26 protein-coding genes are annotated in these 23,617 nt (G+C 66.7%); 24 read left to right on the forward strand and 2 right to left on the reverse strand.

Annotation, left to right across the window (positions count from 1 at the left end):
- Positions 1-21 precede the first annotated feature (21 nt).
- Positions 22-1,038 (reverse strand): CysB family HTH-type transcriptional regulator, encoded by a 1,017-nt coding sequence (locus AC1DYD_RS29980; RefSeq protein ID WP_478176385.1) that lies wholly within the window; start codon positions 1,036-1,038, stop codon positions 22-24.
- Positions 1,039-1,256: 218 nt separating this feature from the next.
- Here AC1DYD_RS29980 and AC1DYD_RS29985 point away from each other — a divergent pair, with 218 nt between their 5' ends.
- Complete coding sequence (locus tag AC1DYD_RS29985; protein WP_478176386.1) at positions 1,257-1,898, forward strand: peroxiredoxin; 642 nt, start codon at positions 1,257-1,259, stop codon at positions 1,896-1,898.
- Positions 1,899-2,319: 421 nt separating this feature from the next.
- Here AC1DYD_RS29985 and AC1DYD_RS29990 read toward each other — a convergent pair whose 3' ends face one another.
- Positions 2,320-3,654: an LLM class flavin-dependent oxidoreductase gene (locus tag AC1DYD_RS29990; RefSeq protein WP_478176387.1), complete on the reverse strand. Its 1,335-nt coding sequence runs from the start codon at positions 3,652-3,654 to the stop codon at positions 2,320-2,322.
- A gap of 230 nt (positions 3,655-3,884) precedes the next feature.
- On the opposite strand from AC1DYD_RS29990, the gene AC1DYD_RS29995 reads away from it, so the two are divergent.
- From AC1DYD_RS29995 to AC1DYD_RS30105, 23 genes are all read left to right on the forward strand, one after another.
- Positions 3,885-4,319 carry a DoxX family protein gene (locus AC1DYD_RS29995; protein WP_478176388.1) on the forward strand — a complete coding sequence of 145 codons (435 nt, stop codon included), beginning with the start codon at positions 3,885-3,887 and terminating at the stop codon, positions 4,317-4,319.
- A 221-nt stretch (positions 4,320-4,540) separates the two neighbouring features.
- Positions 4,541-4,744 (forward strand): hypothetical protein, encoded by a 204-nt coding sequence (locus AC1DYD_RS30000; protein WP_478176389.1) that lies wholly within the window; start codon positions 4,541-4,543, stop codon positions 4,742-4,744.
- 15 nt (positions 4,745-4,759) lie between these two features.
- The gene (locus tag AC1DYD_RS30005) at positions 4,760-5,725 is read left to right on the forward strand and encodes an aliphatic sulfonate ABC transporter substrate-binding protein (protein ID WP_478176390.1); all 966 of its coding nucleotides are present in this window, start codon (positions 4,760-4,762) and stop codon (positions 5,723-5,725) included.
- Positions 5,726-5,800: 75 nt separating this feature from the next.
- A complete protein-coding gene (locus AC1DYD_RS30010) occupies positions 5,801-7,084 on the forward strand; it encodes an O-acetylhomoserine aminocarboxypropyltransferase/cysteine synthase family protein (protein ID WP_478176391.1) in 1,284 nt (427 codons plus the stop codon).
- A 46-nt stretch (positions 7,085-7,130) separates the two neighbouring features.
- Positions 7,131-7,727 (forward strand): malonic semialdehyde reductase, encoded by a 597-nt coding sequence (locus tag AC1DYD_RS30015; RefSeq protein WP_478176392.1) that lies wholly within the window; start codon positions 7,131-7,133, stop codon positions 7,725-7,727.
- Between the two features lie 40 nt (positions 7,728-7,767).
- On the forward strand, positions 7,768-7,989 hold the full coding sequence (locus AC1DYD_RS30020; RefSeq protein ID WP_478176393.1) for a TOBE domain-containing protein: 222 nt from the start codon (positions 7,768-7,770) through the stop codon (positions 7,987-7,989).
- Positions 7,990-8,026: 37 nt separating this feature from the next.
- Positions 8,027-8,875 carry an ABC transporter permease gene (locus AC1DYD_RS30025; RefSeq protein WP_478176394.1) on the forward strand — a complete coding sequence of 283 codons (849 nt, stop codon included), beginning with the start codon at positions 8,027-8,029 and terminating at the stop codon, positions 8,873-8,875.
- Between the two features lie 22 nt (positions 8,876-8,897).
- A complete protein-coding gene (locus AC1DYD_RS30030; protein WP_478176395.1) occupies positions 8,898-9,719 on the forward strand; it encodes an ABC transporter permease in 822 nt (273 codons plus the stop codon).
- A 26-nt stretch (positions 9,720-9,745) separates the two neighbouring features.
- Entirely contained in the window at positions 9,746-10,582 is an 837-nt protein-coding gene (locus tag AC1DYD_RS30035) for an ABC transporter ATP-binding protein (RefSeq protein ID WP_478176396.1), read from the forward strand.
- On the forward strand, positions 10,579-11,676 hold the full coding sequence (locus tag AC1DYD_RS30040; RefSeq protein ID WP_478176397.1) for an ABC transporter substrate-binding protein: 1,098 nt from the start codon (positions 10,579-10,581) through the stop codon (positions 11,674-11,676). Before AC1DYD_RS30035 ends, AC1DYD_RS30040 begins: the two co-directional genes overlap by 4 nt.
- Positions 11,673-13,025: a sulfatase family protein gene (locus AC1DYD_RS30045; protein WP_478176398.1), complete on the forward strand. Its 1,353-nt coding sequence runs from the start codon at positions 11,673-11,675 to the stop codon at positions 13,023-13,025. Before AC1DYD_RS30040 ends, AC1DYD_RS30045 begins: the two co-directional genes overlap by 4 nt.
- Entirely contained in the window at positions 13,022-13,792 is a 771-nt protein-coding gene (locus AC1DYD_RS30050; protein WP_478176399.1) for an SDR family NAD(P)-dependent oxidoreductase, read from the forward strand. Before AC1DYD_RS30045 ends, AC1DYD_RS30050 begins: the two co-directional genes overlap by 4 nt.
- A gap of 9 nt (positions 13,793-13,801) precedes the next feature.
- Positions 13,802-14,674, forward strand: a complete 873-nt coding sequence (locus AC1DYD_RS30055; RefSeq protein WP_478176400.1) for a CmcJ/NvfI family oxidoreductase — start codon at positions 13,802-13,804, stop codon at positions 14,672-14,674.
- Positions 14,671-14,901 (forward strand): hypothetical protein, encoded by a 231-nt coding sequence (locus AC1DYD_RS30060; protein WP_478176401.1) that lies wholly within the window; start codon positions 14,671-14,673, stop codon positions 14,899-14,901. Before AC1DYD_RS30055 ends, AC1DYD_RS30060 begins: the two co-directional genes overlap by 4 nt.
- A 115-nt stretch (positions 14,902-15,016) precedes the next feature.
- On the forward strand, positions 15,017-15,496 hold the full coding sequence (locus AC1DYD_RS30065) for a rhodanese-like domain-containing protein (protein ID WP_478176402.1): 480 nt from the start codon (positions 15,017-15,019) through the stop codon (positions 15,494-15,496).
- Positions 15,497-15,535: 39 nt separating this feature from the next.
- Positions 15,536-16,468, forward strand: a complete 933-nt coding sequence (gene epsC / locus AC1DYD_RS30070; RefSeq protein WP_478176403.1) for a serine O-acetyltransferase EpsC — start codon at positions 15,536-15,538, stop codon at positions 16,466-16,468.
- Complete coding sequence (locus AC1DYD_RS30075; RefSeq protein WP_478176404.1) at positions 16,465-16,734, forward strand: helix-turn-helix domain-containing protein; 270 nt, start codon at positions 16,465-16,467, stop codon at positions 16,732-16,734. Before epsC ends, AC1DYD_RS30075 begins: the two co-directional genes overlap by 4 nt.
- 66 nt (positions 16,735-16,800) lie before the next feature.
- Positions 16,801-17,739 carry a family 2A encapsulin nanocompartment shell protein gene (locus AC1DYD_RS30080; protein WP_478176405.1) on the forward strand — a complete coding sequence of 313 codons (939 nt, stop codon included), beginning with the start codon at positions 16,801-16,803 and terminating at the stop codon, positions 17,737-17,739.
- 92 nt (positions 17,740-17,831) lie between these two features.
- Positions 17,832-19,706, forward strand: a complete 1,875-nt coding sequence (locus AC1DYD_RS30085; protein WP_478176421.1) for a family 2A encapsulin nanocompartment cargo protein cysteine desulfurase — start codon at positions 17,832-17,834, stop codon at positions 19,704-19,706.
- A 125-nt stretch (positions 19,707-19,831) separates the two neighbouring features.
- Positions 19,832-20,716, forward strand: a complete 885-nt coding sequence (locus tag AC1DYD_RS30090) for a TauD/TfdA dioxygenase family protein (RefSeq protein WP_478176406.1) — start codon at positions 19,832-19,834, stop codon at positions 20,714-20,716.
- 22 nt (positions 20,717-20,738) lie between these two features.
- Entirely contained in the window at positions 20,739-21,749 is a 1,011-nt protein-coding gene (locus AC1DYD_RS30095) for an ABC transporter substrate-binding protein (protein WP_478176407.1), read from the forward strand.
- Positions 21,749-22,666 carry an ABC transporter ATP-binding protein gene (locus AC1DYD_RS30100; protein ID WP_478176422.1) on the forward strand — a complete coding sequence of 306 codons (918 nt, stop codon included), beginning with the start codon at positions 21,749-21,751 and terminating at the stop codon, positions 22,664-22,666. The genes AC1DYD_RS30095 and AC1DYD_RS30100 overlap by 1 nt, the downstream gene beginning before the upstream one ends.
- 61 nt (positions 22,667-22,727) lie before the next feature.
- Positions 22,728-23,600, forward strand: coding sequence for an ABC transporter permease (locus AC1DYD_RS30105; RefSeq protein ID WP_478176408.1), 873 nt, complete (start codon positions 22,728-22,730; stop codon positions 23,598-23,600).
- The last annotated feature ends 17 nt before the right edge of the window (positions 23,601-23,617 follow it).

Raw genomic sequence — 23,617 nt, forward strand, 5'->3', positions numbered from 1 at the left:
ACCAGGGATGCCAGCGCCTACTCAATGCCGGGAAGTGGGCGCACTGCTCGCGCTCGGCGCATGCGCGAGCAGTTGCGCAAGCGCCGACTCGGGCAGCGGCTCGCTCTCCCCCTCGGCCGCGCCACCGCCGAGCGCTTGTTTCACCGCGGGGCGCGTCAAGGTGGGGGCGAAGGCTTCGATGAAGGCGTAGACGAAGCTGCGAAGGTAGACCCCGCGCCGCACCGCCAGCTTCGTCAGGTTGATGCCGAAGAGGTGTCCCGCATCGACCGCGCGCAATCGAATATCGCGCTCCGCTTCGAAAGCGATGCCCGCGACGATTCCGACACCGATGCCGAGTTCGACGTAGGTCTTGATGACGTCGGCGTCCATCGCGGTGATGGCCAGTTCGGGCTTGAGGCCGGCTTCGGCAAAGGCCTGGTCGATGCGCGTGCGGCCGGTGAAGCCGCTGTCGTAGGTGACGAGCGGGTACGCGGCCAGTCGTTCGATGGTCAGTGGCCCGTCGAGCAAGGGATGGCCCGGTGGCGCGATCACTGAATGGGTCCAGCGAAAGGACGGCAGCGCCACGAGTTGGGGGTAGTCGCCCAGCGCTTCCGTGGCGATGCCGACATCGGCCTCGCCGTCGAGCAGCATCTGCGCAACTTGCTTGGGCGAGCCCTGGCGCAGGTGCAACTGCACGTTGGGGAACCGGCCGCGGAACTCCTGCACGGCGATCGGCAATGCGTAGCGCGCCTGCGAGTGCGTCGCGGCGATGGAGAGCAGGCCGTCCTCTTGCGCAAGGAACTCCTGCCCGGCCTGGCGCAGATTGTGACTTTCCAGCAGCACACGTTCGATGATCGGCAGCAAATGGTCGCCTGGTGCCGTGAGGCCCGTGAGCCGCTTGCCCGCACGCGCGAAGAGCGCGATGCCGAGTTCGTCTTCCAGTTCACGGATCTGTCGGCTGACGCCCGGCTGCGAGGTGTGCAGCACGTGGGCGGCTTCGGTGAGATTGAAGCCGCATCGAACGGCTTCGCGCACGGAGCGCAACTGTTGAAAATTCATGGAGCCCAACGAGAAAGCAGTGCCGATCAGCACTCGGCGGCCGATTCTGCGGGCGTGCTTTCAAATTCCGAACTACCGATTCGTTGCATTCAAATAAGAGAATGATCTGAGCCGCCTTTTGGGGCTATGCGAAATCTCCATAACCAAAGAACAAGGCATTCGTTGGAACTGTTGGAGCGACTTTCGACAATCGTTGCTTTCATCTCTCTGGAGACTTCATGGCAACCCTGCGACTCGGCGATACCGCCCCCAACTTCACCCAGGACTCCAGCGAAGGCCCGATTGATTTCTACCGATGGGCGGGCGACTCCTGGGTCGTGCTGTTCTCCCATCCGGCCGATTTCACGCCGGTCTGCACCACTGAACTCGGCAAGACTGCGGCCTTGTCGGGCGAATTCGCCAAGCGCGGGGTCAAGCCGATCGCGATCAGCGTCGATCCGGTGGACAAGCACAAGGACTGGATCGCGGACATCAACGACACGCAGAACACCACCGTCAACTTCCCGATCCTGGCCGACGCGGATCGAAAGGTGGCGGATCTGTATGACCTGATCCATCCGAACGCATCGACCACCGCGACGGTGCGCAGCGTCTTCATCATCGATCCGAAGAAGACGATCCGCACCACGATCACCTACCCGGCGAGCACCGGCCGCAACTTCGACGAGATCCTGCGGGTGATCGATTCGCTGCAGCTCACCGACAGCTACAAGGTCGCAACGCCGGTGAACTGGAAGGATGGCGACGACGTCGTCATCATCCCCAGCCTGCAGGACCCGGCCGAGCTCGCCCAGCGCTTCCCGAAGGGCTTCAAGGCTGTGCGCCCGTACCTGCGCCTGACGCCGCAACCGAACAAGTGAACGCGGCGTCATTGCAGCGCGCGACGCGCGGCGCCTGAGCTCAAAACGGATCGGCCGCGAGCGTGGCGCCGGCGGCCGAATCCCAACGGATTGCCTGAACAGCGACTACTTGAGCTTGGTCGTGTAGATCTGCTCGCGCGCGATACGACGAGATGCAATACCGAAAAGTCGGTCGCAGTGGGCTCGCGTGCGCAAGGCGCAACGCGACACGGCCGACGGGCGAGCTTGCAAATCTGGAGATCGACTATGGATATTCGGTAAACATCGTTGGCAGGAGCGCTCGCCACAAGTATCGTCTGAACCGTTTCTCTGCAATTGAAGGAAGGTTTGTCTCCTCGTCGTTTTCGAACGACGTTCACGGGCCTTCGGGCCCTTTTTTTTTGGGCCCGCGCACACGCCGGACGCGGGGTGCGCGTTGGATTCAGTAGCGCGCCGGAAGGAACCGATTCGCCGGCCGGGGCAGGCCGAGGTTCTCGCGCAGCGTGCGACCCTCGTACTCGCGCCGGAAGAGGCCGCGCCGCTGCAGCTCCGGCACGACCTGGTCCGCGAACGCATCCAGCCCGCCCGGAAGCCATGGAAACATGATGTTGAAGCCATCGCAGCCTTCGGTCTCAAGCCATTCCTGCATCTCATCGGCGATGCTCGCCGCGGTGCCGACGAAGGCCAGCCCGCCGTAGCCGCCCAGGCGCTGCGCGAGTTGCCGCACGGTGAAGCCCTCGCGCTGCGCGAGTGCGATCACGCGCTCGCGGCTACTCTGGCTCGCATTGGTTTCCGGCACCTCGGGCAGCGGCGCATCGGGGTCGAACTTCGATGCGTCGTGGCCGAGCGCGATCGACAGCGACGCGATCGCGCTGTCGTAGTGCACCAGGCTGTCGAGCCGGGCACGGATGGCACGCGCCTCGTCCAGCGTGTCGCCGACCACCACGAAGGCGGCAGGCAGGATCTTGAGGTGGGCGCGCTCGCGGCCGAGGGCGGCCAGCCGCCCCTTGACGTCAGCAAAGAAGCGCCGGCCTTCCTGCAGCGTGCCGTGGGCCGCGAAGATCACTTCGGCCGTCTCGGCCGCCAGCTGCCGGCCGGCTTCGGACGCCCCCGCCTGGACGATGACCGGCCAGCCCTGCACCGGCCGCGCGATGTGCAGCGGCCCGCGCACCGAGAGGTACTTGCCCTTGTGATTGAGCCTGTGCAGGCGCGCGGGATCGAAGAAGAGGCCGCTCTCGGGATCGCGGATAAATGCGTCGTCGGCCCAGCTGTCCCATAGGCCGGTGACTACGTCATGGAACTCGCGCGCCCGCGCATAGCGCTCGTCGTGCGGCATGTGGTCCTCGCGGCCGAAGTTGAGCGCCGCGTCGGGGTTCGACGTGGTCACGATGTTCCAGCCCGCGCGGCCGTCGCTCAGGTGGTCGAGCGAGGCGAAGCGGCGCGCGATGTGGAAGGGCTCGTCGAAGGTGGTCGAGGCCGTGGCGACCAGGCCGATGTGCTCGGTGTGCTGGCTCAGAGCCGATAGCAGCGTGAAGGGCTCGAAGGAGCTGACCGTGTGGCTGCGCTTGAGCGCCTCCATGGGCATGTTGAGTACCGCGAGGTGGTCGGCCATGAAGAAGGCGTCGAAGCGGGCCCGCTCCAGTGTCTGGGCGAAGCGCTTGAGGTGCGTGAAGTTGAAGTTCGCATCGGCAAAGGCGCCCGGATAGCGCCAGGCGCCGGTGTGGATGCTGACGGGGCGCATGAAAGCGCCGAGCTTGAGTTGGCGATTGGAGGGCATAGATCGCCGTTGTAAACGATCGTCGGCGCCGCCGCCAAAGACCGATTGCTTCGATGCTTATGCCCCGGCTTTCCGAGCGATGCATGCGCCCGGAGGGTCAACGGAAAACGCATCTGCAAACTCGTATTCCTTCGTTTGCAGGCGTGTCGCGTGTCCGCAGAATCCGCCAGGTCGAAGCCCCGCAACTCGTCTCCCCGGGCTTCTTAGCTTCACTATCGATTGGGCTCATCATGTCGCTTCGCAATCCTGAACTCCTGGCGCCACGCGCCCTGTCCGTGCTGCGCATCGTCTCGGCCTTCCTGTTGATCCAGCATGGGTCGGCCAAGCTGCTGGGCTTTCCTCACGTGGCCTATTTCGACAATCTCCAGATCGTGTCGCTCCTCGGCGTCGCAGGCGTTCTCGAGCTGGTCGGAGGTGCGCTGCTGCTGATCGGACTCTTCACGCGTCCGACGGCGTTCATCCTCTCCGGCCTGCTGGCCTTCGCCTATTTCCTGGGCCACGCGACCAAGGGCTATGTGCTGGCCCCCTCCCTGAACCAGGGCGAAGCGGCAGTGCTGTTCTCCTTCGTGTTCCTGTACATCGCGGCTGCGGGTGCCGGCCCCTGGAGCGTCGATGCACGCCGCTCGAAGGCCATCACACCGACGGGCCTGCCCGCATCGGCCTGAACCTGCGGCGAGGTCGGTTGTTTTGGCTATATGCAACTGACTTAACGGTCGTTCCGGTTCCTGCAACCCCTTCCGACAATCGCGTTCGCCTGTTTTTGACGACCCCGGGATTTTCTTATGCTGCCTGTTCCCACTGAAGACTTCGAGCTCGACCCGCCGGGCAGCTCCATCAACCTGCCCGAAGCCGCCGCCGCAGGCGCTGCATGAACTTGAGGCTCCCGATGAAACGCAATGCCGAGTTGACGCCCGCCGAGCATGTCCGCCGCGTGATCGCGCAAACGGCTTCGGACTGGCAGATCGCGCCAGCCTCGCCGCGCGAAGTGGCCCGTCGTGCGCCGCACGGCTATGTCCCGGTTCGGATCATGCGGCGCATCCGCGCAGCCGCGGTGGCGTACGGCCGGCCGGCCCTCGCGCATTCCTGGTGAAAGCGGCGTGAGGCCATGAACATTCCAAAGATCTCACGCCGTGCGGCGCTCGCCACGCTGACCGCGGGCATCGCCCTGGCGGGCACGACTGCGCTTGCGCAAGGCAGCCAGCCCGTGCGCATCGGCTACCAGAAGTCGTCCACGCTGATCGCGGTGTTGAAGGCGCAGGGTGCACTCGAGCGCGACCTGACGCCGCTTGGCGTCAAGGTGAGCTGGCATGAATTCACGAGCGGCCTGCCGCTGCTCGAGGCGCTGAACCTCGACAACCTTGATTTCAGTGCCGACGTGGCCGACACCGTGCCGGTGTTCGCGCAGGCCGCCGGAGCGCAACTCACCTTCGTGGCACAGGAAGCGCCGTCGCCGACCGCGCAGGCGATCGTGGTGCGAGCGGACTCGCCACTTGGTACCTTGAGTGACCTGAAAGGCAGGAAGATCGGCGTCGCCAAGGGCTCCGGGGGCCACTATCTGCTGCTGGCCGCGCTCGACAAGGCCGGGATCTCCTTGAAGGACGTCGAGGTCGCCTATCTGACGCCTGCCGACGGTCGCGCTGCCTTCGAGAAGGGTGCGATCGATGCCTGGGTGACCTGGGATCCATTCTTCGCAGCGGCGCAGCGCCAGGCCGGTGTGCGCGTGCTCGCCGACGGCACCGGCATCGCGTCCTACCAACGCTACTACCTTGCCTCCACGAAGTTCGCGCAGGCTCGCCCCGACGTCCTGCGCGTGATCTACGCCGCGCTCGACAAGGCGGGCAAATGGGTCAAGCGCAACCCCAGGGATGCCGCGGAACTGCTGGCGCCGGTGTGGGGACTGGACGTCGCCACCATCGAACAGGCCAATGCGCGACGCAGCTACGAGGTTCGCCCGATCGTCACGACCGGCCTGGGCGAGCAGCAGCGCATTGCCGATGCGTTCTTCGCCGAGAAATTGTTGCCACGGCGGGTCGATGCCCTTCAAGCGGCGCTCTTTCAACCGGCCAGGTGACGCCTTGACTCAGGGACTGCGCTGGGCCGTCTGACAGCCGCCTTTTGACACTGAACTTCTTCCGGAACACCAACGATGTCGAACAACTGGAAATTCGAGACCCTGTCGGTTCATGCGGGCTATTCGCCCGAGCCCACCACGCGCGCCGTGGCGCCGCCGATCTATCAGACCGTGGCCTATGCGTTCGACAGTGCGCAGCACGGCGCCGACCTGTTCGACCTCAAGGTGCCGGGCAATATCTACTCCCGCATCAACAACCCGACCCAGGACGTGCTGGAGCAGCGCGTGGCGGCGCTCGAAGGCGGCATTGCCGCGCTCGCGCTGGCCTCGGGCCAGGCGGCCGTGACCTATGCGATCCAGACCATCGCCGAGGCGGGCGACAACATTGTCAGCAGCACCGCGCTCTATGGCGGCACCTACAACCTTTTCGCGCACACGCTGCCGCAATTCGGCATCACGACGCGCTTCGCCGACCACCGCGATCCCCAAAGCTTCGAGCCGCTGATCGACGCGAAGACCAAGGCGGTGTTCGTCGAGTCGCTCGGCAACCCGGCCGGCAACATCACGGACATCGCCGCCATCGCCGAGATCGCGCACCGCCATGGCGTGCCGCTGATCGTCGACAACACCGTGCCGTCGCCTTACCTCAGCCGGCCGATCGAGCACGGCGCGGACATCGTCGTGCATTCGCTCACCAAGTACCTCGGCGGCCACGGCACCAGCATCGGCGGCGCGATCGTGGACTCCGGCAAGTTTCCCTGGGCACAGCACAAGGAACGGTTCCGGCGCCTCAACGAGCCCGACGTGAGCTACCACGGCGTGGTCTACACCGAGGCGCTGGGGCCGGCCGCCTACATCGGCCGCGCCCGCGTGGTGCCGCTGCGCAACACGGGCGCGGCGATCTCGCCGTTCAACGCCTTCCTGATCCTGCAGGGCATCGAGACGCTGGCGCTTCGGATGGACCGCATCAGCAGCAACGCGCTGGCGGTGGCGCGCCACCTGAAGAAGCGCGAGGCCGTGAAGTGGGTCAACTATGCGGCGCTCGAAGACCACCCCGACCATGCGCTGGCGCAGAAGTATCTCGGCGGCAAGGCCAGCGGCGTGCTGACCTTCGGCATCGGCACCGGCCGCGAGGGCGGGGCCAGGTTCCTCGACGCGCTGAAGCTCTTCACCCGACTCGTCAACATCGGCGATGTGCGTTCGCTCGCCACCCATCCGGCCTCGACCACGCACCGGCAGCTCTCGCCCGACGAACTGGCCCGGGCTGGCGTCACCGAGGACACGGTGCGCCTGTCGGTTGGCATCGAGCACATCGACGATCTGCTGGCCGATCTCGACCAGGCGCTGGCGGCTGCATGACCTCGTCGGACAACCCAACCCACCCACCAACAGCCCAACACCCGCAATGACCACGCTCCAAGCCGTTCCCGACGCAGCACTCGATCAGCTCTTTCGCAATGCACGCACCGTGCATGCGTTCAAGCCGGTGCCTGTGACCGACCAGACCATCCGCGCGCTCTATGACCTCGTGAAGTGGGGTCCGACCGCGTTCAACGCGCAGCCCGCACGGTTCGTGTTCGTGCGCAGCGCCGAAGCGAAAGAACGCCTGAGGCCTGCGCTGTCGGCGGGCAACACCGCGCAAACCCTGGCCGCGGGGGTCACCGTGATCGTCGCGCACGACACGCGCTTCTACGAGCATTTGCCGCTCCAGTTTCCGGCCTACGACGCCAAGCCGATCTTCGAGGGCAACGCCGACGTCGCCCAGGCGACGGCCTTTCGCAACGGCAGCCTTCAGGGCGCGTACCTGGTGCTGGCTGCCCGGGCGCTGGGGCTCGATGCCGGTCCGCAATCAGGCTTCAATGCCGAACTCGTTGACAAGACGTTCTTCCCGGACGGGCGCTGGCGCAGCAATTTCCTCATCAATCTGGGCGTCGCCGACCAGGCCGGCACGTTTCCGCGCGGCCCCCGGCTGCCGTTCGACGACGTCGCACAGATCCTCTGATTCCGTTACTCATCCCGTTCGCATTCCCCGGAAGGTTCCCGTGTCATCCCCCATCAAAGCCATCAATGTCCGCAATCAGTTTCGCGGCAAGGTCCGCGAAATCATCCGCGGTTCAGTCGTCTCCGAGATCGACGTCGAGACGCCGTTCGGGATCGTGACGTCAGTCATCACCACGCGCTCGGTCGACGAGCTCGAACTGAAGGTCGGTTCGGCTGTCGTGGCCCTCGTGAAGTCGACCGAGGTATCGATCGCCAAGCTCTGAGACTTCCCCAAGCGTCAAGTCCGCCACCCGAGCATCCATGTCGACCCCGTCTGCCGATCTTCCCTTTGTCCTGGCCGCCGACGCCCCGGAGCTTCGTTCGTCGGGCTTGTCCTGGCGCTGCGGGTGGCAGCGCGTGCTGCCACGCCTGGCGGGCTGGCCCTTTCCCCTGGCCGTATTGCTGCTCTGGTACCTCGGTGCACGCTTCGAGTGGATCGCGCCGCAGGTGCTGCCGTCGCCCGCGGCCGTCTGGGCCACGCTGCTCGACCTGTTTCGCACCGGGGAAATCTGGGGCCATCTCCGGATCAGCCTCTTTCGGGTTTTCGCCGGCTTTGCGCTCGGCCTGGTCGCCGGCGGCGTGCTCGGTGTCGCGATGGGACTGTGGCCGACCTTCAAGGACTATGTCTATCCGCTTTTCAAGGCCTTCAGCCAGATCCCGGTGCTCGGTTGGCTGCCGCTGCTGATGCTGCTGGTTGGCATCGACGAGGCGCTCAAGATCATCCTGATCGCGAAGGCTGCGCTGGTGCCCGTGGCACTCAACACCTACAAGGGCATCGAGGGCGTGCCGACGCGCTACATCGAGGTGGCCCGGGTGTTGCGCTTCACGCGCTGGCAGCTGTTGACCAAGGTCGTGTTCCCCTCGGCCTTCGCGCCGATCTGGAATGGCGTGCGCTACGGCTTCACCCACGCCTGGCTGGCGCTGGTGGTGGTCGAACTGCTGGCCTCGAGCGAGGGCATCGGCTTTCTGATCGTCTACGGCCGGCAGCTGTTCCAGCTCGATGTCGTGCTCGCTGCGGTGGTGGTCGTCGGGGCCGTGGGCTTCGCGCTGGACCGGGCACTGGCGCTGATCGAAGCGCGTCTCACGCGCTGGCGCAGAGCCGGCTTCTGAGCGCCCAGACGACATTTCCATCATGAGCGACAGCCAATCATTGCAGATTACGGGCGGGCGCCGCCAGAGCGGCCATCCGGTGCCGCAGGCCGTGCGCGGCTGGGTGCTCCCGGCGGGCCTGCTGCTGCTGTGGTGGGCCGCTTTTCACTTCGGTTGGAGCAGCTCTGCGCTGTTGGTGTCACCTGCGGCGGTGTGGCAGCGCGGGGTGCGCTACGCCGCCAGTGGCGAGCTGCTGACGGCCCTGGGCTCCAGCCTCTGGCGCAACCTGGCCGGCTTTGCCATCGGCGCGACCGCCGGGCTGGTCTTTGGTGCGGCACTCGGCTTCTCGCGCCTGTTCGAGCGCGCGGTGGGGCCGAGCTTTCACACGCTCAAGCAGATCTCGCTGTTCGCCTGGATCCCGCTGATCTCGGTGTGGTTCGGCCTGGGCGACGCGGCCAAGGTGGCGTTCCTGTCGCTCGCGGCCTTCTTCCCGGTGGTGCTCAACACTTTCGAGGGCATCCGCAGCGTCCCGCGCGAATTCATCGAGGTGGCACGCGTGCTGCGCTTCAACCGGCTGCAACTGCTGTCGCGCGTGGTGCTGCCGAGCGCTTCGCCGTCGATCTTCGCCGGCATCCATCTGGCCCTCATCTATGCCTGGCTTGCCACGCTCGGCGCCGAGTATTTGCTGGCGGCTGGGCAGGGCATCGGCAACACCATGATCGACGGGCGCGAGCGCTTCGAGATGGATCTGGTGATCTTTGGCGTGATCGTGGTCGGGCTGGTCGGCTTCACGCTCAACTGGATCGCCACGCGCGTCGAGCGCCGCCTGCTCGCCTGGCGTGGCCATTCGGTCGCGCAGTTCTGAATCGCAACCACAGGGATTTCCTCATCATGGCGAACAACGCGGGCACGCTCGACATCCGGCATCTGAGCAAGCACTATGAAGTCGAGGGCGCGCCGCTCAAGGTGCTGAGCGACATCTCGCTGCGCATCGAGCCGGGCGAGTTCGTCAGCATCGTCGGCACGAGCGGCTGCGGCAAATCGACGTTGCTGCGGCTGGTGGTCGGCCTCGAGGATGAATACCAGGGCGAAGTGCTGCTCGACGGCCGGCGCATCGTCGGCACCAGCCTGGACCGGGGCATCGTCTTCCAGGAGCACCGCCTCTTTCCTTGGCTGACGGTCGAGGACAACGTCGCGCTCGGGCTGCTCAATGCACCGATGACCGAAGGGCAGAAGCGCTTCGCCGTGCGCGACCACATCGCGCTGGTCGGCTTGAAGGGCTTCGAGAAGGCCTGGCCGCATCAGCTGTCGGGTGGGATGGCGCAGCGCGTGGCGATCGCCCGCGCGCTGGTGAACCGGCCCGAAATCCTGCTTCTCGACGAGCCCTTCGGTGCGCTCGACGCCATCACGCGAGCCCATCTGCAGCAGGAGCTGCAACGCATCTGGCAGGCCGAAGGCATCACGACGATCCTGGTCACCCACGACGTCGAGGAGGCCGTGTTCCTGGGCGACAAGGTGGTGGTGATGGCGCCGCGTCCCGGCCGCATCCAGCGCATCGTCCCAGTGCCTTTGCCGCATCCACGCAACCGGACATCGCCAGCGTTTGTCGAGGTCAAGGACGTCGTGCTGGCGGAGTTCGGAGGCGAGATGCAGGCCCCTGAACCCCTGGCTGTCCAGCCGCGCGATACCGCATCCATCCAACCCATTTCACACAAGACCTTTGCATGACTTTTTCTACTGATTCCCTCGGCCGCCGTTCGTTCGTGGCCGCCGCCATCGCATTCGCCGGGCTGCTCGCAGCGGCCACCGCACCGGCGGCCGATCTGCCCAAGGTGATACGCCTGGCGGCGCCCGAGCAGGGCAGTGCGGGCAAGTCCTTCGCCGGCGCCGGCCCGGTGTCGCTGGCCTACGCGAGCAAAGCGATCGAGGCCGAGTTCGAGAAGGACGGCGTCAAGGTCGAATGGAAGTTCTTCAAGGGCGCGGGCCCCGCCATCAACGAGGCGCTGGCCACGGGCCAGCTCGACGTGGTGTTCCTCGGCGACCTGGCCGGCGTGATCGGACGGGCGAGCGGGCTCAAGACGCGGCTGGTGCATGCCGGTGGGCGCGGCAGCAACAGCTATCTCGCGACGGCGTTGGGCTCCAACATCCAAAGTTTCAAGGACCTGAAGGGCAAGCGCGTCGCCGTGCTGCGCGGCACCGCCTACCAGTTGTCGTTCAACCGCTTGCTCGAGGACCAGGGCCTGACCGAGAAGGATGTGCGCTTCACCAATCTCGACTGGCCGACTTCCAAGGCGGCCCTGGCGAGCAAGGACATCGACGCCACCTTCGGCGGGTCCGACCTGCAATTGCTCAAGCTGGCGGGCACGGCCGACATTCCGGTCAGCACCCGCGGCAAGGGTCCGATCTACGGGATCAACTCGGGCACCATCGCCACCGACGAGTTCGCCACGAAGTATCCGGAAGTGCTCACGCGGCTGGTCAAGGTTCTTGTCCAGCAGGCGCATGCCGCCTCTCTCGACGAGGCGACGCGCAATGAACTGTTCGCGCGCTTCCACGACATCAGCGGCCTGCCGGTGACGCTGTTCGCGAGCGACTTCGAGGGAGCGACGATCAAGGACCGCTACTCGCCGCTGCTCGACAACGGCTTCGTCTCGCACTATGCCGACGTGATCGATGGTGCGAAGAAGGTCGGCATCATCCGCCAGACCTACGACGTACGAGCGTGGGCCGATCCCAGTTTTCTGAACCGCGCGTTGAAGGAGCTGAAGCTCGAGGGCTTCTGGGCACCCACCAACGCAGCCGGACTGCTGGCGGCGCGATGAGCGGGACGCCCAACATCGTCTTCATCCTGGCCGACGACCTCGGCTGGGGCGACCTGGGGGTTTATGGCCAGACCGGCTTCGCCACGCCGCATCTGGACCGCCTGGCGGAACAGGGCGTGCGCTTCACGCAGGCCTACGCCAATTCGGCCGTCTGTTCGGCCACGCGCTTTGCGCTGATCACCGGCCGCTACCAGTACCGGCTGCGCGGTGGGCTGGAGGAGCCTATCGCCAGCGCCGGTAAGGGCCTGGGGCTGCCGCCCGAGCACCCGACCCTGCCCTCGCTGCTGAAGGCGGCCGGTTACGACACCGCACTCATCGGCAAGTGGCATCTCGGCCGCCCACCCGAATACGGGCCGTTGAAAAGCGGCTACGACCGCTTCTTCGGCAACCTGAACGGCGTGGTCGACTACTTCACGCACAAGTCGGGCGTCGGCGACCACGTGCCGCGCGACCTGTGGGAGGGCGAGGTGCCGGTGGACCGCACCGGCTACTACACGCAGATCCTGGCCGACGAGGCCGAGGCCTATTTGCGCGACCAGCGGGATGTCGCCGGGCGTCCGTTCTTCCTGTCGCTGCACTTCACGGCACCGCACTGGCCCTGGGAAGGGCCGGACGACGAACACGTCTCGCGCGAGCTGAAGGATCTCTTTCACTACGACGGCGGCAACCTGAAGAAGTACGGCGAGATCGTGCAGGCGCTCGATGCGGCCTTGGGCCAGGTGCTCGCCGCGCTGGACGACACGGGGCAGGCCGGCAACACCATCGTGGTCTTCACGAGCGACAACGGCGGCGAGCGCTTCTCCCAGACCTGGCCCTTCGTCGGCCAGAAGACCGAGCTGCTCGAGGGCGGCCTGCGCGTGCCCACGCTGCTGCGCTGGCCGGCGCGCATTGCGCCACAGGTTCAGGCGCAGGTGACGATGAGTTTCGACTGGCTGCCCACGCTGCTGGCCGCCGCTGGCGTTGCCCCTCACCCGGACTACCCGAGTGACGGCGAGAGCATCCTGCCCGTCCTCGAGGGGACCGCCCCCGTGCATCCGCGCACGCTGTACTGGCGCTACAAGGCGCAGGCCCAGCGTGCCGTGCGCGATGGCGATTGGAAGTATCTGAAGATCAATGACAACGAGTTCCTGTTCGATGTCGTGATCGACCAGCGCGAACGCGCCAATCTGCGCGAGCGCGAGCCAGAGGTGTTCGCGCGGCTGAAGCGGCAGTGGGTCGAGTGGGACAGCGGCTTCCTGCCGATCACCGACGAGGTCTTCACCCACGGCGTGACGCCCGACATCCAGGCCGACCGCTACGTGCCTCGCAGCCTGACGCGCAGCGCGCCGGGAGAGAGGACGAGATCATGAGCACATCTCCTGTCGACCGCGCGCCGGTGACATGGATCGCCGGTGTCGGCGCCAGCGCCGGGCTCGGCGCGGCCCTGGCGCGCCGGTTTGCAAGGGGCGGCTTCACCATTGCGCTGACCGGGCGCACGGCGCAGCAGCTCCAGGCGGTGGCCGCCGAGATCGAGGCGGCGGGCGGGCGGGCGCATGCATTCGCCGGCGACGTCGCGAGCGAAGCGGAGATCCACGGCATCGCGCAGCGCGTGCAGGCGCTCGGTGCGCTGTCGGTCGCCGTCTTCAATGCCGCCAGCGCGGTGCGCGCGCCGACGCTGGAGCTCACGGTCGACCAGTTCACGCAGGCCTGGCGCACCAGCACCTTGGGCGGCTTCATCTTCGGGCGCGAAGCACTGCAGCTGCTGCTGGCGAATGGCCTGGACCCTCGGGCGCCGAACGGCCGCGGCAGTCTGCTGTTTACCGGCGCCACGGCCGCGCTGCGGGGCAAGCCGCCATTTGCCGCCTTTGCATCGGCCAAGGCCGGTCTGCGTTCGCTCAGCCAGAGCCTGGCGCGGGAGTTCGGGCCGCAGGGCATTCACGTCGCCCATGTGGTCATCGACGGCGGCATCGACGGCGAGCGGCTGCGCAGCCATGCGCCGCAGCGCGTGGCGCTGGCCGGTGACGACGGATTGCTCAACCTGGACGCGATCGCCGAGAGCTACTGGCAACTGCACCTGCAGCATCGCAGCGCCTGGACGCAGGAAATCGACCTGCGCCCGTTCAAGGAACCCTTCTAAGGAGAACCCATGAGTGCCGTACTGAATGCGTGGCCGGGCGTCGCGAACGTCTCGACTGTGAAGGCCGAGCTCAACTACTTGGCGCCGAGCGACGTTCGCCCGGTCAGCTACACCTTCGAGCCGCCTGAGGGCGTTCGCTGGAGCACTGGTGAGCTGACGCCGGAGTGGGTCACGATCCACGATGGCCGCTCGCTGGCCGCGCTGGGCGAGCTTTCGCTCGACCGCAGTGGCTTCTCGCAGGTCGCGCACCGCAGCGCGTTGACGGACTTCAGCGACGATGCGGCCATCCGCACGGTCTACTACCCCGAATCGGCCGAACTGCTGCGCACCGCGACCGGTGCCGAGAAGGTCGTGGTGTTCGACCACACCTTGCGTGACAGCGCGAACGGATCGCGCGCCACGAAGACGCTGCGCGAGCCCGTGCGGCGGGTGCACAACGACCAGACCTTCGTCTCGGGCCCGCGCCGGGTGCGCGACCACCTGCCCGCCAACGAGGCGGCTGAACGTTTGAGGCATCGCTTTGCCATCATCAATCTGTGGCGGCCGCTGGCGACCGTGGAGCAACTGCCGCTTGCACTCTGCGATGCGCGCTCCATTTCGCCCGGGGATCTGGTGCCCAGCGATCTGGTCTACCCCGACAAGGTGGGCGAGACCTATTCGTTTCTGCACAATCCCGATCACCGCTGGTACTGGTTCCCACGGCTGCGCAGCGACGAGCCTCTGCTGCTGAAGATCTACGACTCGCGCGCGGACGGCACGGCGCGCCTGACGGCGCACAGTGCGTTCGTTCATCCGGACACACGGCCCGATGCGCCGCCGCGTCGCAGCATCGAACTCCGGGCCCTGGTGTTCTGGCCTGCCGAATCGACGCGCGGCGCATGAACACTCCTCGCAAGCAAATGCACCTCGGTGCCTTCTTCTTCGGCGTCGGCCATCACCTGGCGGCCTGGCGTCACCCGGACGTCGATCCCGAAGCGGCCAGCCGCATCGAGTCGCTGAAGGAATGGACGCGCATCACCGCCTATCAGGGCCGAACCCTGCGCGAACACCTCGGGCTTGCGCGGCCTGCCCACCCTGGTGCATGCATCGTGCCGCAGGCGCATAGATGAGATGGTTGTTAGGAATCGACTTTTCGGTCGTTTGTGTTGGCCGTGGTCCGGCCTAAAGTGGTCTATCGCCATCCAGGCGAGACCCGCAACCACTCAATCAACGGAGCACTTTTTCATGTCATCGGACGTCGAATCCCTCGCACTGCCGGCCGCGCTGGAGCAAGCCCGGACCGCAGCGGAGCAACAGAACCTGCCCTGTGCCGGGGGTGTCGCGCCGCCGGTCGCATGGCAGCTGGTTCAGCAGCGCGAAGCGGTGTTGGTCGACGTGCGTTCGGGCGAGGAGCGAAAGTTCGTGGGCCACGTGCCCGACAGCCTGCACGTGCCTTGGGCCACGGGCACCGCGCTCACGCGCAACCCGCGCTTCGTGCGGGAACTGGAAGCGAAGCTGGCCAAGGAGGGCGGCAAGGATGCGGTGGTTCTTCTGCTGTGCCGCAGCGGCAAGCGCTCGGCGCTGGCCGCCGAGGCTGCCGCCAAGGCAGGCTTCAGCCATGTGTTCAATGTGCTGGAGGGCTTCGAAGGCGAGATCGACGCCGATCAGCACCGCGGTGCGGCCGACGGCTGGCGCTTCCACCAATTGCCCTGGGTTCAGGATTGAGCGCGCCCCCGGCGCGTGCCCGTATCAAGGAGGAAAGAGATGCCGGGATTTGATGTCGACCAGGTGGTCGGCGCGTTGCGCAGCGTGCGCGGCGAATGGCGTGATGCCCAACGGCGTCCACGCGAGCCCGCCGGTCGGGAATTCCCGTCGCGCGATGCGCTTTCCATCGTGGTCGAGCAGCTCAAGGGCGCGCTCTTCCCGATGCGGCTGGGCCCCTCGGACCTGCGCCACGATGGCGAGGACTTCTACGTCGCCCACACGCTCGATGCCGCGTTGCATGCCCTGCTGGAGCAGGCGCGGCTGGAACCGCAGTATGTCGGGCGCCATGCGCCGCGCACCGCAGCGGAGATCGATGCCCAGGCGCGCGAGGCCGTGCATGCTTTCGGCGCCGCCTTGCCGGAGATTCGCCGGTTGCTCGACAGCGATGTCATCGCGGCCTACCAGGGCGACCCCGCTGCGCACAGCGTCGACGAAGTGCTGCTGTGCTATCCGGGCGTCCTGGCCATGATCCACCACCGGCTGGCCCACCAGCTCTACCGGTTGCAGTTGCCCTTGCTCGCACGCATCGTCGCCGAACTGGCCCACGGGCAGACCGGCATCGACATCCATCCTGGCGCGCAGATCGGCAATGGGTTCTTTATCGACCACGGCACGGGCGTCGTGATCGGCGAGACCGCGGTGATCGGCCAGCGCGTGCGGGTCTACCAGGCGGTGACGCTCGGGGCCAAGCGCTTTCCGGTCGACGCCCACGGCCTGCTTCAGAAGGGCCTGCCGCGCCATCCGGTCGTGGAAGACGAAGTCGTGATCTATGCCGGCGCAACGATCCTCGGGCGCGTCACGATCGGCCGAGGCGCGGTCATCGGCGGCAACGTCTGGTTGACCGACGACGTGCCGCCCGGCGCCAGCGTGACCCAGGCCGGCCTGCAGAATGCCGCGTCGGGCGACGAGGCACTCGCGGTGGCTGTCCGGTGAGCGCGCTGGTGGAGCGCTTCGGGGTGACCGTGCGCCAACTGCGCGTCCAGAACGGCTGGTCGCAGGTGCAGCTGGCAGAACGTTCAGAGCTGGATCGCTCCTATGTGGGCGAGATCGAGAGGGGGCGGGTGATCGCCTCCATCGTCACCGCGGAGAAGATCGCCGTCGCGTTGCAGCTCGACGTGGCGGCCTTGCTCTCGCGCTGCCAGCAACTCGGCGAACAGCGCGCCGGACAACTCATCAGTTTGGCGGCTATAGCCCGTTGAGGGCAATCCCGAAGCCCTCGACACTTCCCGCAATCCCTTTTTCCTCGAACCACGGAGTTTCCCCCCATGACAGCAACAGTCGGCGGAACGCACGCCCTCGGCGATAGCGCCGCGCGCCAGCTAGCCAACGCCACCAAGAGCGTTCCCCAGCTCGAAACGATCAGTCCGCGCTGGCTCACCCATCTGCTGCAATGGGTGCCCGTCGAGGCCGGCATCTACCGCCTGAACAAGGTCAAGAACCCCGAGTCGATCCAGGTCGTCTGCACGGCCAAGGAAAGCGAAAACCAGTTGCCGCGCACCTGGGTCGACTACGAAGACCATCCGCGCGAATACAACCTCAATGCGGTCAGCACCGTGCTCGACGTGCATACGCGCATCTCCGACCTCTACAGCAGCCCGCACGACCAGATAAAGGAACAGCTGCGCCTGACGATCGAGACGATCAAGGAGAACCAGGAGAGCGAGCTCATCAACAACCCCGACTACGGCCTCTTGTCGCAGGTGACGGACGAGCAGCGCATCTTCCCGCTGACCGGCGCGCCGACGCCCGACGACCTCGACGAGCTGCTGACCAAGGTCTGGAAGGAGCCGGCCTTCTTCCTGACCCATCCGCTCGCGATCGCCGCGTTCGGCCGCGAAGCCACGCGCCGCGGCACGCCGCCGCCGACGGTGAGCCTGTTCGGCTCGCAGTTCATCACCTGGCGCGGCATTCCGCTGATTCCGTCGAACAAGGTGCCGGTGGCTGACGGCAAGAGCAAGATCCTGCTGCTGCGCGTGGGCGACAAGCGCCAGGGCGTGGTCGGCCTGTTTCAGCCGGGCTTGACTGGCGAACAGAGCCCGGGCTTGTCGGTGCGCTTCATGGGCATCAACAACCACGCGATCGCGTCCTACCTGATCTCGCTGTACTGCTCGGTCGCGGTGCTGACCAGCGATGCGCTGGCGGTGCTCGACGACGTCGAGATCGGCAAATACCACGACTACACCGTCCTCGACACCTACAAGTAAGCCGCGCGGTGAGCACGTCCCTATCTCCCCAAGGCCTGGCGCAAGTGCCGCAGCAGGCCGAGGCGCCATTCGACCCGGCCGTTCTGGCGCGCATGGCGAACCAGCTGTTCGCGGCGCTGCCGGGCCAGGCTGCGCCGCCCGGCGTGCAGGCGCCTTCGCAACTTGCGCCACCGGGCTCGCCCCTGGTGAGTCCGGCTGGCTTCGGACCGAGCGTGCCGGGCACGCCGATTCCCCAGGGACAGGTGCCGGGCACCAACCTAATCCCGGCCTCGCCGACGCAGGTGCTGTCGCTCGGCAACCGCGCGCCGGCTCTGAAGCCGCACGCCCTCGCGGGCAACGGCGTTCCTGAAAACGCGCTGGGCGCCGTGCCGGCCTACGAGCCACGGCTCGGCGGTGCGGTGCTCGGCGTGCCCGAGGCGCTGGCTGCAACGCCTGCGCAGTCATCGCCGTTTTACTTCCTGGGCGACAGCTACGGCCAGCCGTCACCGGGCGGTCGCGGCACCGACAGCGTGCCGGCCGTGCACGATGCGCTGGCCGACTATCCGTTTGCACAGCCCGAGGGCAGCGATGTCCAGAGCCTGCTGGCCAGGCAGCCGCCGACCCAAGCCGGCCCTGCGCCCGAACCCTCGACCCAGCCGCAGTACTACTTCGTCGATGCGGTTCGCCTGCCGAGCGGCTACGTCACGCCCGCCAAGGCCTCGCCGCACGGCGACGTGCCGACGGTGGCCGCCGGCCAGCGTCAGCCCTTCGACGTGCATGCCGTGCGGCGCGACTTTCCGATCCTGCAGGAGCGCGTGAACGGGCGGCAGCTGGTCTGGTTCGACAACGCCGCGACCACGCACAAGCCGCAGTCGGTGATCGACCGCATCTCGTACTTCTACGAACACGAGAACTCGAACATCCACCGCGCCGCGCATGAACTCGCCGCGCGCGCGACCGACGCCTACGAGGGCGCGCGTGAACGCGTGCGGGCCTTCATCAACGCGCCCGACGTGAACGAAGTGATCTTCGTGCGTGGCACCACCGAGGCCATCAACCTGGTGGCCAAGAGCTGGGGCGGCCAGCACGTGGGCGAGGGCGACGAGATCATCGTCTCGCACCTCGAGCATCACGCCAACATCGTGCCGTGGCAGCAGCTCGCCTCGGCCAAGGGCGCGAAGCTGCGCGTGATCCCGGTCGACGACTCGGGCCAGGTGCTGCTGGACGAGTACCGCAAGCTGCTGAACGACAAGACCAAGATCGTGGCCGTCACGCAGGTCTCGAACGCGCTCGGCACGGTGGTGCCGGTGAAGGAGATCGTGGCGCTCGCACACCGCGCCGGTGCGCTGGCGCTGGTCGACGGGGCTCAGTCGGTCTCCCACATGCGGGTCGACGTCCAGGACATCGGCGCCGACTTCTTCGTCTTCTCCGGCCACAAGGTGTTCGGTCCGACCGGCATTGGCGTGGTCTGGGGCAGGCGCGAGGTGCTCGAGGACATGCCGCCCTGGCAGGGCGGCGGCAACATGATCGCCGACGTGACCTTCGAGAAGACCGTCTTCCAGCCGATCCCGAACAAATTCGAGGCCGGAACCGGAAACATCGCCGACGCGGTGGGTCTGGGCGCCGCGATCGATTACGTGAACAAGGTCGGCATCGAGCACATCGCGCGCTACGAGCATGAGCTGCTGGTCTACGGCATGCGGCAGCTGGGAGCCGTCAAGGGCGTGCGGCTGATCGGCACCGCGGCCGACAAGGCCAGCGTGATGTCCTTCGTGCTGGACGGCTACAGCACCGAGGAGGTGGGCCAGGCGCTCAACGACGAAGGCATCGCGGTGCGTACCGGACACCACTGCGCGCAGCCGATCTTGCGCCGCAATGGCGTCGAGACCACGGTGCGGCCGTCGCTGGCCTTCTACAACACCTTCGACGAGATCGACCGACTGGTGGCCGTGGTGCGCAAGCTGTCGGGGCAGCGGCGGGCGGGTTGAGCGGTGGGGCGAGGCGCATCGCGCCTCAGATAGTTTGTTCATAAGCAAGCGAAAAATCGGTTGTTCCTGATGGCAAACGCGACACCTACAGTCGCGGCTCGCTCTCACCAACAACCGACTTATTCATGCCGGACGTCCTGTCGCCCCACGCACCCGCCCAGACTTTCGAGATTCGGCCCTTCGACGCTCCGGTCGGCGCCGAGATCGTCGGCCTCGACATCTCGAAGCCGATCAATGACACCGACTTCGCACGCATCCATCGCGCGCATCTCGATCATCACGTCGTGGTGTTCCGCGACCAGCAGGTATCGCCCGCCGACCACATCGCGTTCAGCCGCCGCTTCGGGCCGCTCGAGATCCACGTGCTGCACCAGTTCCAGCTGCCGAACCATCCCGAGATCCTGATCGTCTCCAACATCAAGGAGAACGGCGAGCTGATCGGCCTCGGCGACGCGGGCGTGTACTGGCATTCGGACATCTCGTACAAGCCCAAGCCCAGTCTCGGCTCGCTGCTGCATGCCCAGGAACTGCCGGCCGAAGGCGGCGACACGCTGTTCGCCGACCAGCACCTGGCCTGGGCAGCGCTCGACCCGGCGCTGCAGCAGCGCATTCTGCCGCTGAAGGCCGAGCACAGCTACCTCGCCAAGTACGAAGAACTGCGCGCCAGGAATCCATGGCGGCCCAAGCTTTCGCAGCAGCAGGTCGACCAGGTCGCCCCCGCCGTGCAGCCCGTGGTGCGCACGCATCCCGAAACCGGAAAGAAGGCGCTGTTCGTCAGCGAGCATTTCACGACCGGTATCGTCGGCCTGCCGAAGGGCGAAAGCGACGCCTTGCTGGCCGAGCTGTTCGCACACAGCGTCAAGCCGGAGTTCGTCTACCGCCACCGCTGGCAGCCGCACGACCTCGTGTTCTGGGACAACCGCTCGCTGATGCACCTGGCGGCCGGCACGCCCGACCACCTGCGCCGCAAGCTCTACCGCACCACCATCGTGGGCGACGCGCCCCATTGAACTCCCGAAGGACATCGCATTCATGAATCACATCGCACGCAAGGCCGCGGCACTGGCCGTCGGGCTGGGCTTGCTGGCCGGCAACCTCGCCGCGCACGCCGAGGGACAGATCCGCATCGCCGAGCAGTTCGGCATCGTCTACCTGCTGCTCAACGTCGCGCAGGAGCAGAAGCTGATCGAGAAGCATGCCAAGGCGGAGGGCATCGACGCCAAGGTCGAATGGGTCAAGCTCTCGGGCGGCTCCGCCGTCAACGATGCGCTGCTCTCCGGGAACATCGAGATCGCCGGCGCCGGCGTGGGCCCGCTGCTCACGATCTGGGATCGCACCAAGGGCAAGCAGAACGTCAAGGGCGTGGCGTCGCTCGGCAACTTCCCGTACTACCTCGTGAGCAACAACCCCGCGGTGAAGACCATCGCCGATTTCACGGACAGGGATCGCATCGCGGTTCCAGCCGTCGGCGTTTCGGTTCAGTCGCGCGTGCTGCAGTTCGCCTCGGCCAAGTTATGGGGCGACAAGGACTATGCCCGGCTCGACAAGCTCAGCGTTGCCGTTCCGCATCCGGACGCCGCGGCGGCCATCATCAAGGGCGGCACCGAGATCAGCGCCCACTTCGGCAACCCGCCGTTCCAGGAACAGGAGCTGGCCGGCAACCCGCAGGCGCACATCGTTCTCGACTCCTACCAGGTCATGGGCGGGCCAGCCTCGGCCACCGTCCTCTACGCGACCGAGAAGTTCCGCAGGGAGAGCCCCAAGACCTACAAGGCATTCGTCGATGCATTGAACGAAGCCGCTGCCTTCGTCACCGCCAACCCGGAGAAGGCCGCCGACATCTACATCAAGGTCGGCAACGCGAAGATCGATCGCGAACTGCTGCTGAAGATCATCAAGAACCCGCAGGTCCAGTTCAAGACCACGCCGCAGAACACCTATGCCCTGGCCGAGTTCATGCACCGCGTGGGCGCCATCAAGAACAAGCCGAGTTCGGTGAAGGACTACTTCTTCGAAGAAGCGTACGCGCAGCCGGGATCGTGATGGCCTCGCCCGTTCTTCATGCACCCCGCGTCGCTGGGTCGGCCTTCTGGCGCAGCGTGGACGCCGTGGCGGAACGCGACCTGGCGCACGCGATCGCAAGCGACGGATTGCCGCGCATCCCGGCACTGACGCCGAACCCCGCTGCGCTGCTGCAGGTCGACGGCGTCAGCCTCGAATACCGTACCCCCGAGCGAGTGGTGCGAGCCACCCACCGCGTGAGCTTCGACCTCCACGAGGCCGACCGCTTCGTGCTGCTCGGCCCTTCGGGTTGCGGCAAGTCGACCCTGCTCAAGGCGATCGGCGGCTTCATTGCGCCGGTGGAGGGCGAGATCCGGCTCGACGGCCGGGCCGTCGCCGCGCCGGGGCCCGACCGCATCGTCGTGTTCCAGGAGTTCGACCAGCTCCCGCCATGGAAGACCGTCAAGCAGAACGTGATGTTCCCGCTGCTGGCTTCGCGCCTGCTCGGCAGGAAGGAAGCCGCAGAGCGCGCGATGCACTACCTCGACAAGGTCGGCCTCGCGCCCTTCGCCGACGTGCACCCGCACCAGCTCTCGGGCGGCATGAAGCAGCGCGTGGCGATCGCCCGCGCGCTGGCGATGCAGCCACGCGTGTTGCTCATGGACGAGCCCTTTGCCGCGCTCGACGCGCTCACGCGCCGCAAGATGCAGGAAGAGCTGCTTGCGCTGTGGGCCGAGGTGCGCTTCACGCTGCTCTTCGTCACGCATTCGATCGAAGAGGCGCTCGTGGTCGGAAACCGGATCGCGTTGCTGTCGCCGCACCCGGGCCGCATGCGCGCCGAGATCAACAGCCACGGGTTCACGCTCGAGAGCCAGGGCGGCGCGGAGTTCCAGACCGCGGCGCAGCGCATTCACCGGCTGCTGTTCGAAGAGCCGCTTGCAGAGGGATTGGCCGCATGAGCGCAGCGCCGGGCCGCCCCAAGCAAGCTCGCACCGCAGTGCGAAGCACGAAGGTATGGCAATGAGCTATGTCATCGATCCGCCGGTGCGGCCCGAATACGAGCGCCGGCTCGAGCCCTTCACCGCGCTGCCGCTCGAACGCTCGCTGCCGTTGGCCACGCGCCTCTGGGCCCAGGGCTGGCTGCGCAAGAGCGTGATCCTGATCGTGCTCGCCGTGATCTGGGAAGTGGCCGCGCGCTGGCAGGACAACGACCTGCTGCTGCCGACGTTCTCGGCGACTGCACGTGCGCTGGTCGAGGGGCTCGCAAGCGGCGAGCTGCTCGAGAAGGTGCGCATTTCGCTGGCCGTGCTGCTGCAGGGCTACGTTGCCGGCGTGCTGCTGGCCTTCGGCCTGACCACGCTCGCGGTGTCGACGCAGATCGGCCGCGACCTGCTGGGCACGCTGACCTCGATGTTCAATCCGCTGCCCGCGATCGCGCTGCTGCCGCTGGCGCTGCTGTGGTTCGGCCTCGGGCGTGGCAGCCTGGTCTTCGTGCTGATCCATTCGGTGCTGTGGCCGCTGGCCCTCAACACCTACGCGGGCTTCCAGGGTGTTCCCGAGACGCTGCGCATGGCCGGCCGCAACTACGGACTCAAGGGCCTGCGCTACGTGTTGCAGATCCTGGTGCCGGCCGCGCTGCCGGCGATCCTCTCGGGCCTGAAGATCGGCTGGGCCTTTGCCTGGCGCACGCTGATCGCCGCCGAACTCGTGTTCGGCGCCTCGTCGGGCAAGGGCGGCCTCGGCTGGTACATCTTCCAGAATCGCAACGAGCTCTACACCGACCGCGTCTTCGCAGGGCTCGCGCTGGTGGTGCTGATCGGCCTGGCGGTCGAGAGCCTCGGCTTCGCGACGCTCGAGCGACTCACGGTCCGCAAGTGGGGACAGCAACGGTAGCCCGAGCGCTGTGCGCC

Source organism: Variovorax sp. P4_B11 (assembly GCF_056402355.1).

What these genes read in the sequence shown, in the direction of transcription:
- AC1DYD_RS29980 (WP_478176385.1), bottom strand. Translation starts at nt 1,038, where the DNA reads ATGAATTTTCAACAGTTGCGCTCCGTGCGCGAAGCCGTTCGATGCGGC.
- AC1DYD_RS29985 (WP_478176386.1), top strand. Translation starts at nt 1,257, where the DNA reads ATGGCAACCCTGCGACTCGGCGATACCGCCCCCAACTTCACCCAGGAC.
- AC1DYD_RS29990 (WP_478176387.1), bottom strand. Translation starts at nt 3,654, where the DNA reads ATGCCCTCCAATCGCCAACTCAAGCTCGGCGCTTTCATGCGCCCCGTC.
- AC1DYD_RS29995 (WP_478176388.1), top strand. Translation starts at nt 3,885, where the DNA reads ATGTCGCTTCGCAATCCTGAACTCCTGGCGCCACGCGCCCTGTCCGTG.
- AC1DYD_RS30000 (WP_478176389.1), top strand. Translation starts at nt 4,541, where the DNA reads ATGAAACGCAATGCCGAGTTGACGCCCGCCGAGCATGTCCGCCGCGTG.
- AC1DYD_RS30005 (WP_478176390.1), top strand. Translation starts at nt 4,760, where the DNA reads ATGAACATTCCAAAGATCTCACGCCGTGCGGCGCTCGCCACGCTGACC.
- AC1DYD_RS30010 (WP_478176391.1), top strand. Translation starts at nt 5,801, where the DNA reads ATGTCGAACAACTGGAAATTCGAGACCCTGTCGGTTCATGCGGGCTAT.
- AC1DYD_RS30015 (WP_478176392.1), top strand. Translation starts at nt 7,131, where the DNA reads ATGACCACGCTCCAAGCCGTTCCCGACGCAGCACTCGATCAGCTCTTT.
- AC1DYD_RS30025 (WP_478176394.1), top strand. Translation starts at nt 8,027, where the DNA reads ATGTCGACCCCGTCTGCCGATCTTCCCTTTGTCCTGGCCGCCGACGCC.
- AC1DYD_RS30030 (WP_478176395.1), top strand. Translation starts at nt 8,898, where the DNA reads ATGAGCGACAGCCAATCATTGCAGATTACGGGCGGGCGCCGCCAGAGC.
- AC1DYD_RS30035 (WP_478176396.1), top strand. Translation starts at nt 9,746, where the DNA reads ATGGCGAACAACGCGGGCACGCTCGACATCCGGCATCTGAGCAAGCAC.
- AC1DYD_RS30040 (WP_478176397.1), top strand. Translation starts at nt 10,579, where the DNA reads ATGACTTTTTCTACTGATTCCCTCGGCCGCCGTTCGTTCGTGGCCGCC.
- AC1DYD_RS30045 (WP_478176398.1), top strand. Translation starts at nt 11,673, where the DNA reads ATGAGCGGGACGCCCAACATCGTCTTCATCCTGGCCGACGACCTCGGC.
- AC1DYD_RS30050 (WP_478176399.1), top strand. Translation starts at nt 13,022, where the DNA reads ATGAGCACATCTCCTGTCGACCGCGCGCCGGTGACATGGATCGCCGGT.
- AC1DYD_RS30055 (WP_478176400.1), top strand. Translation starts at nt 13,802, where the DNA reads ATGAGTGCCGTACTGAATGCGTGGCCGGGCGTCGCGAACGTCTCGACT.
- AC1DYD_RS30060 (WP_478176401.1), top strand. Translation starts at nt 14,671, where the DNA reads ATGAACACTCCTCGCAAGCAAATGCACCTCGGTGCCTTCTTCTTCGGC.
- AC1DYD_RS30065 (WP_478176402.1), top strand. Translation starts at nt 15,017, where the DNA reads ATGTCATCGGACGTCGAATCCCTCGCACTGCCGGCCGCGCTGGAGCAA.
- epsC (WP_478176403.1), top strand. Translation starts at nt 15,536, where the DNA reads ATGCCGGGATTTGATGTCGACCAGGTGGTCGGCGCGTTGCGCAGCGTG.
- AC1DYD_RS30080 (WP_478176405.1), top strand. Translation starts at nt 16,801, where the DNA reads ATGACAGCAACAGTCGGCGGAACGCACGCCCTCGGCGATAGCGCCGCG.
- AC1DYD_RS30085 (WP_478176421.1), top strand. Translation starts at nt 17,832, where the DNA reads ATGGCGAACCAGCTGTTCGCGGCGCTGCCGGGCCAGGCTGCGCCGCCC.
- AC1DYD_RS30090 (WP_478176406.1), top strand. Translation starts at nt 19,832, where the DNA reads ATGCCGGACGTCCTGTCGCCCCACGCACCCGCCCAGACTTTCGAGATT.
- AC1DYD_RS30095 (WP_478176407.1), top strand. Translation starts at nt 20,739, where the DNA reads ATGAATCACATCGCACGCAAGGCCGCGGCACTGGCCGTCGGGCTGGGC.
- AC1DYD_RS30100 (WP_478176422.1), top strand. Translation starts at nt 21,749, where the DNA reads ATGGCCTCGCCCGTTCTTCATGCACCCCGCGTCGCTGGGTCGGCCTTC.
- AC1DYD_RS30105 (WP_478176408.1), top strand. Translation starts at nt 22,728, where the DNA reads ATGAGCTATGTCATCGATCCGCCGGTGCGGCCCGAATACGAGCGCCGG.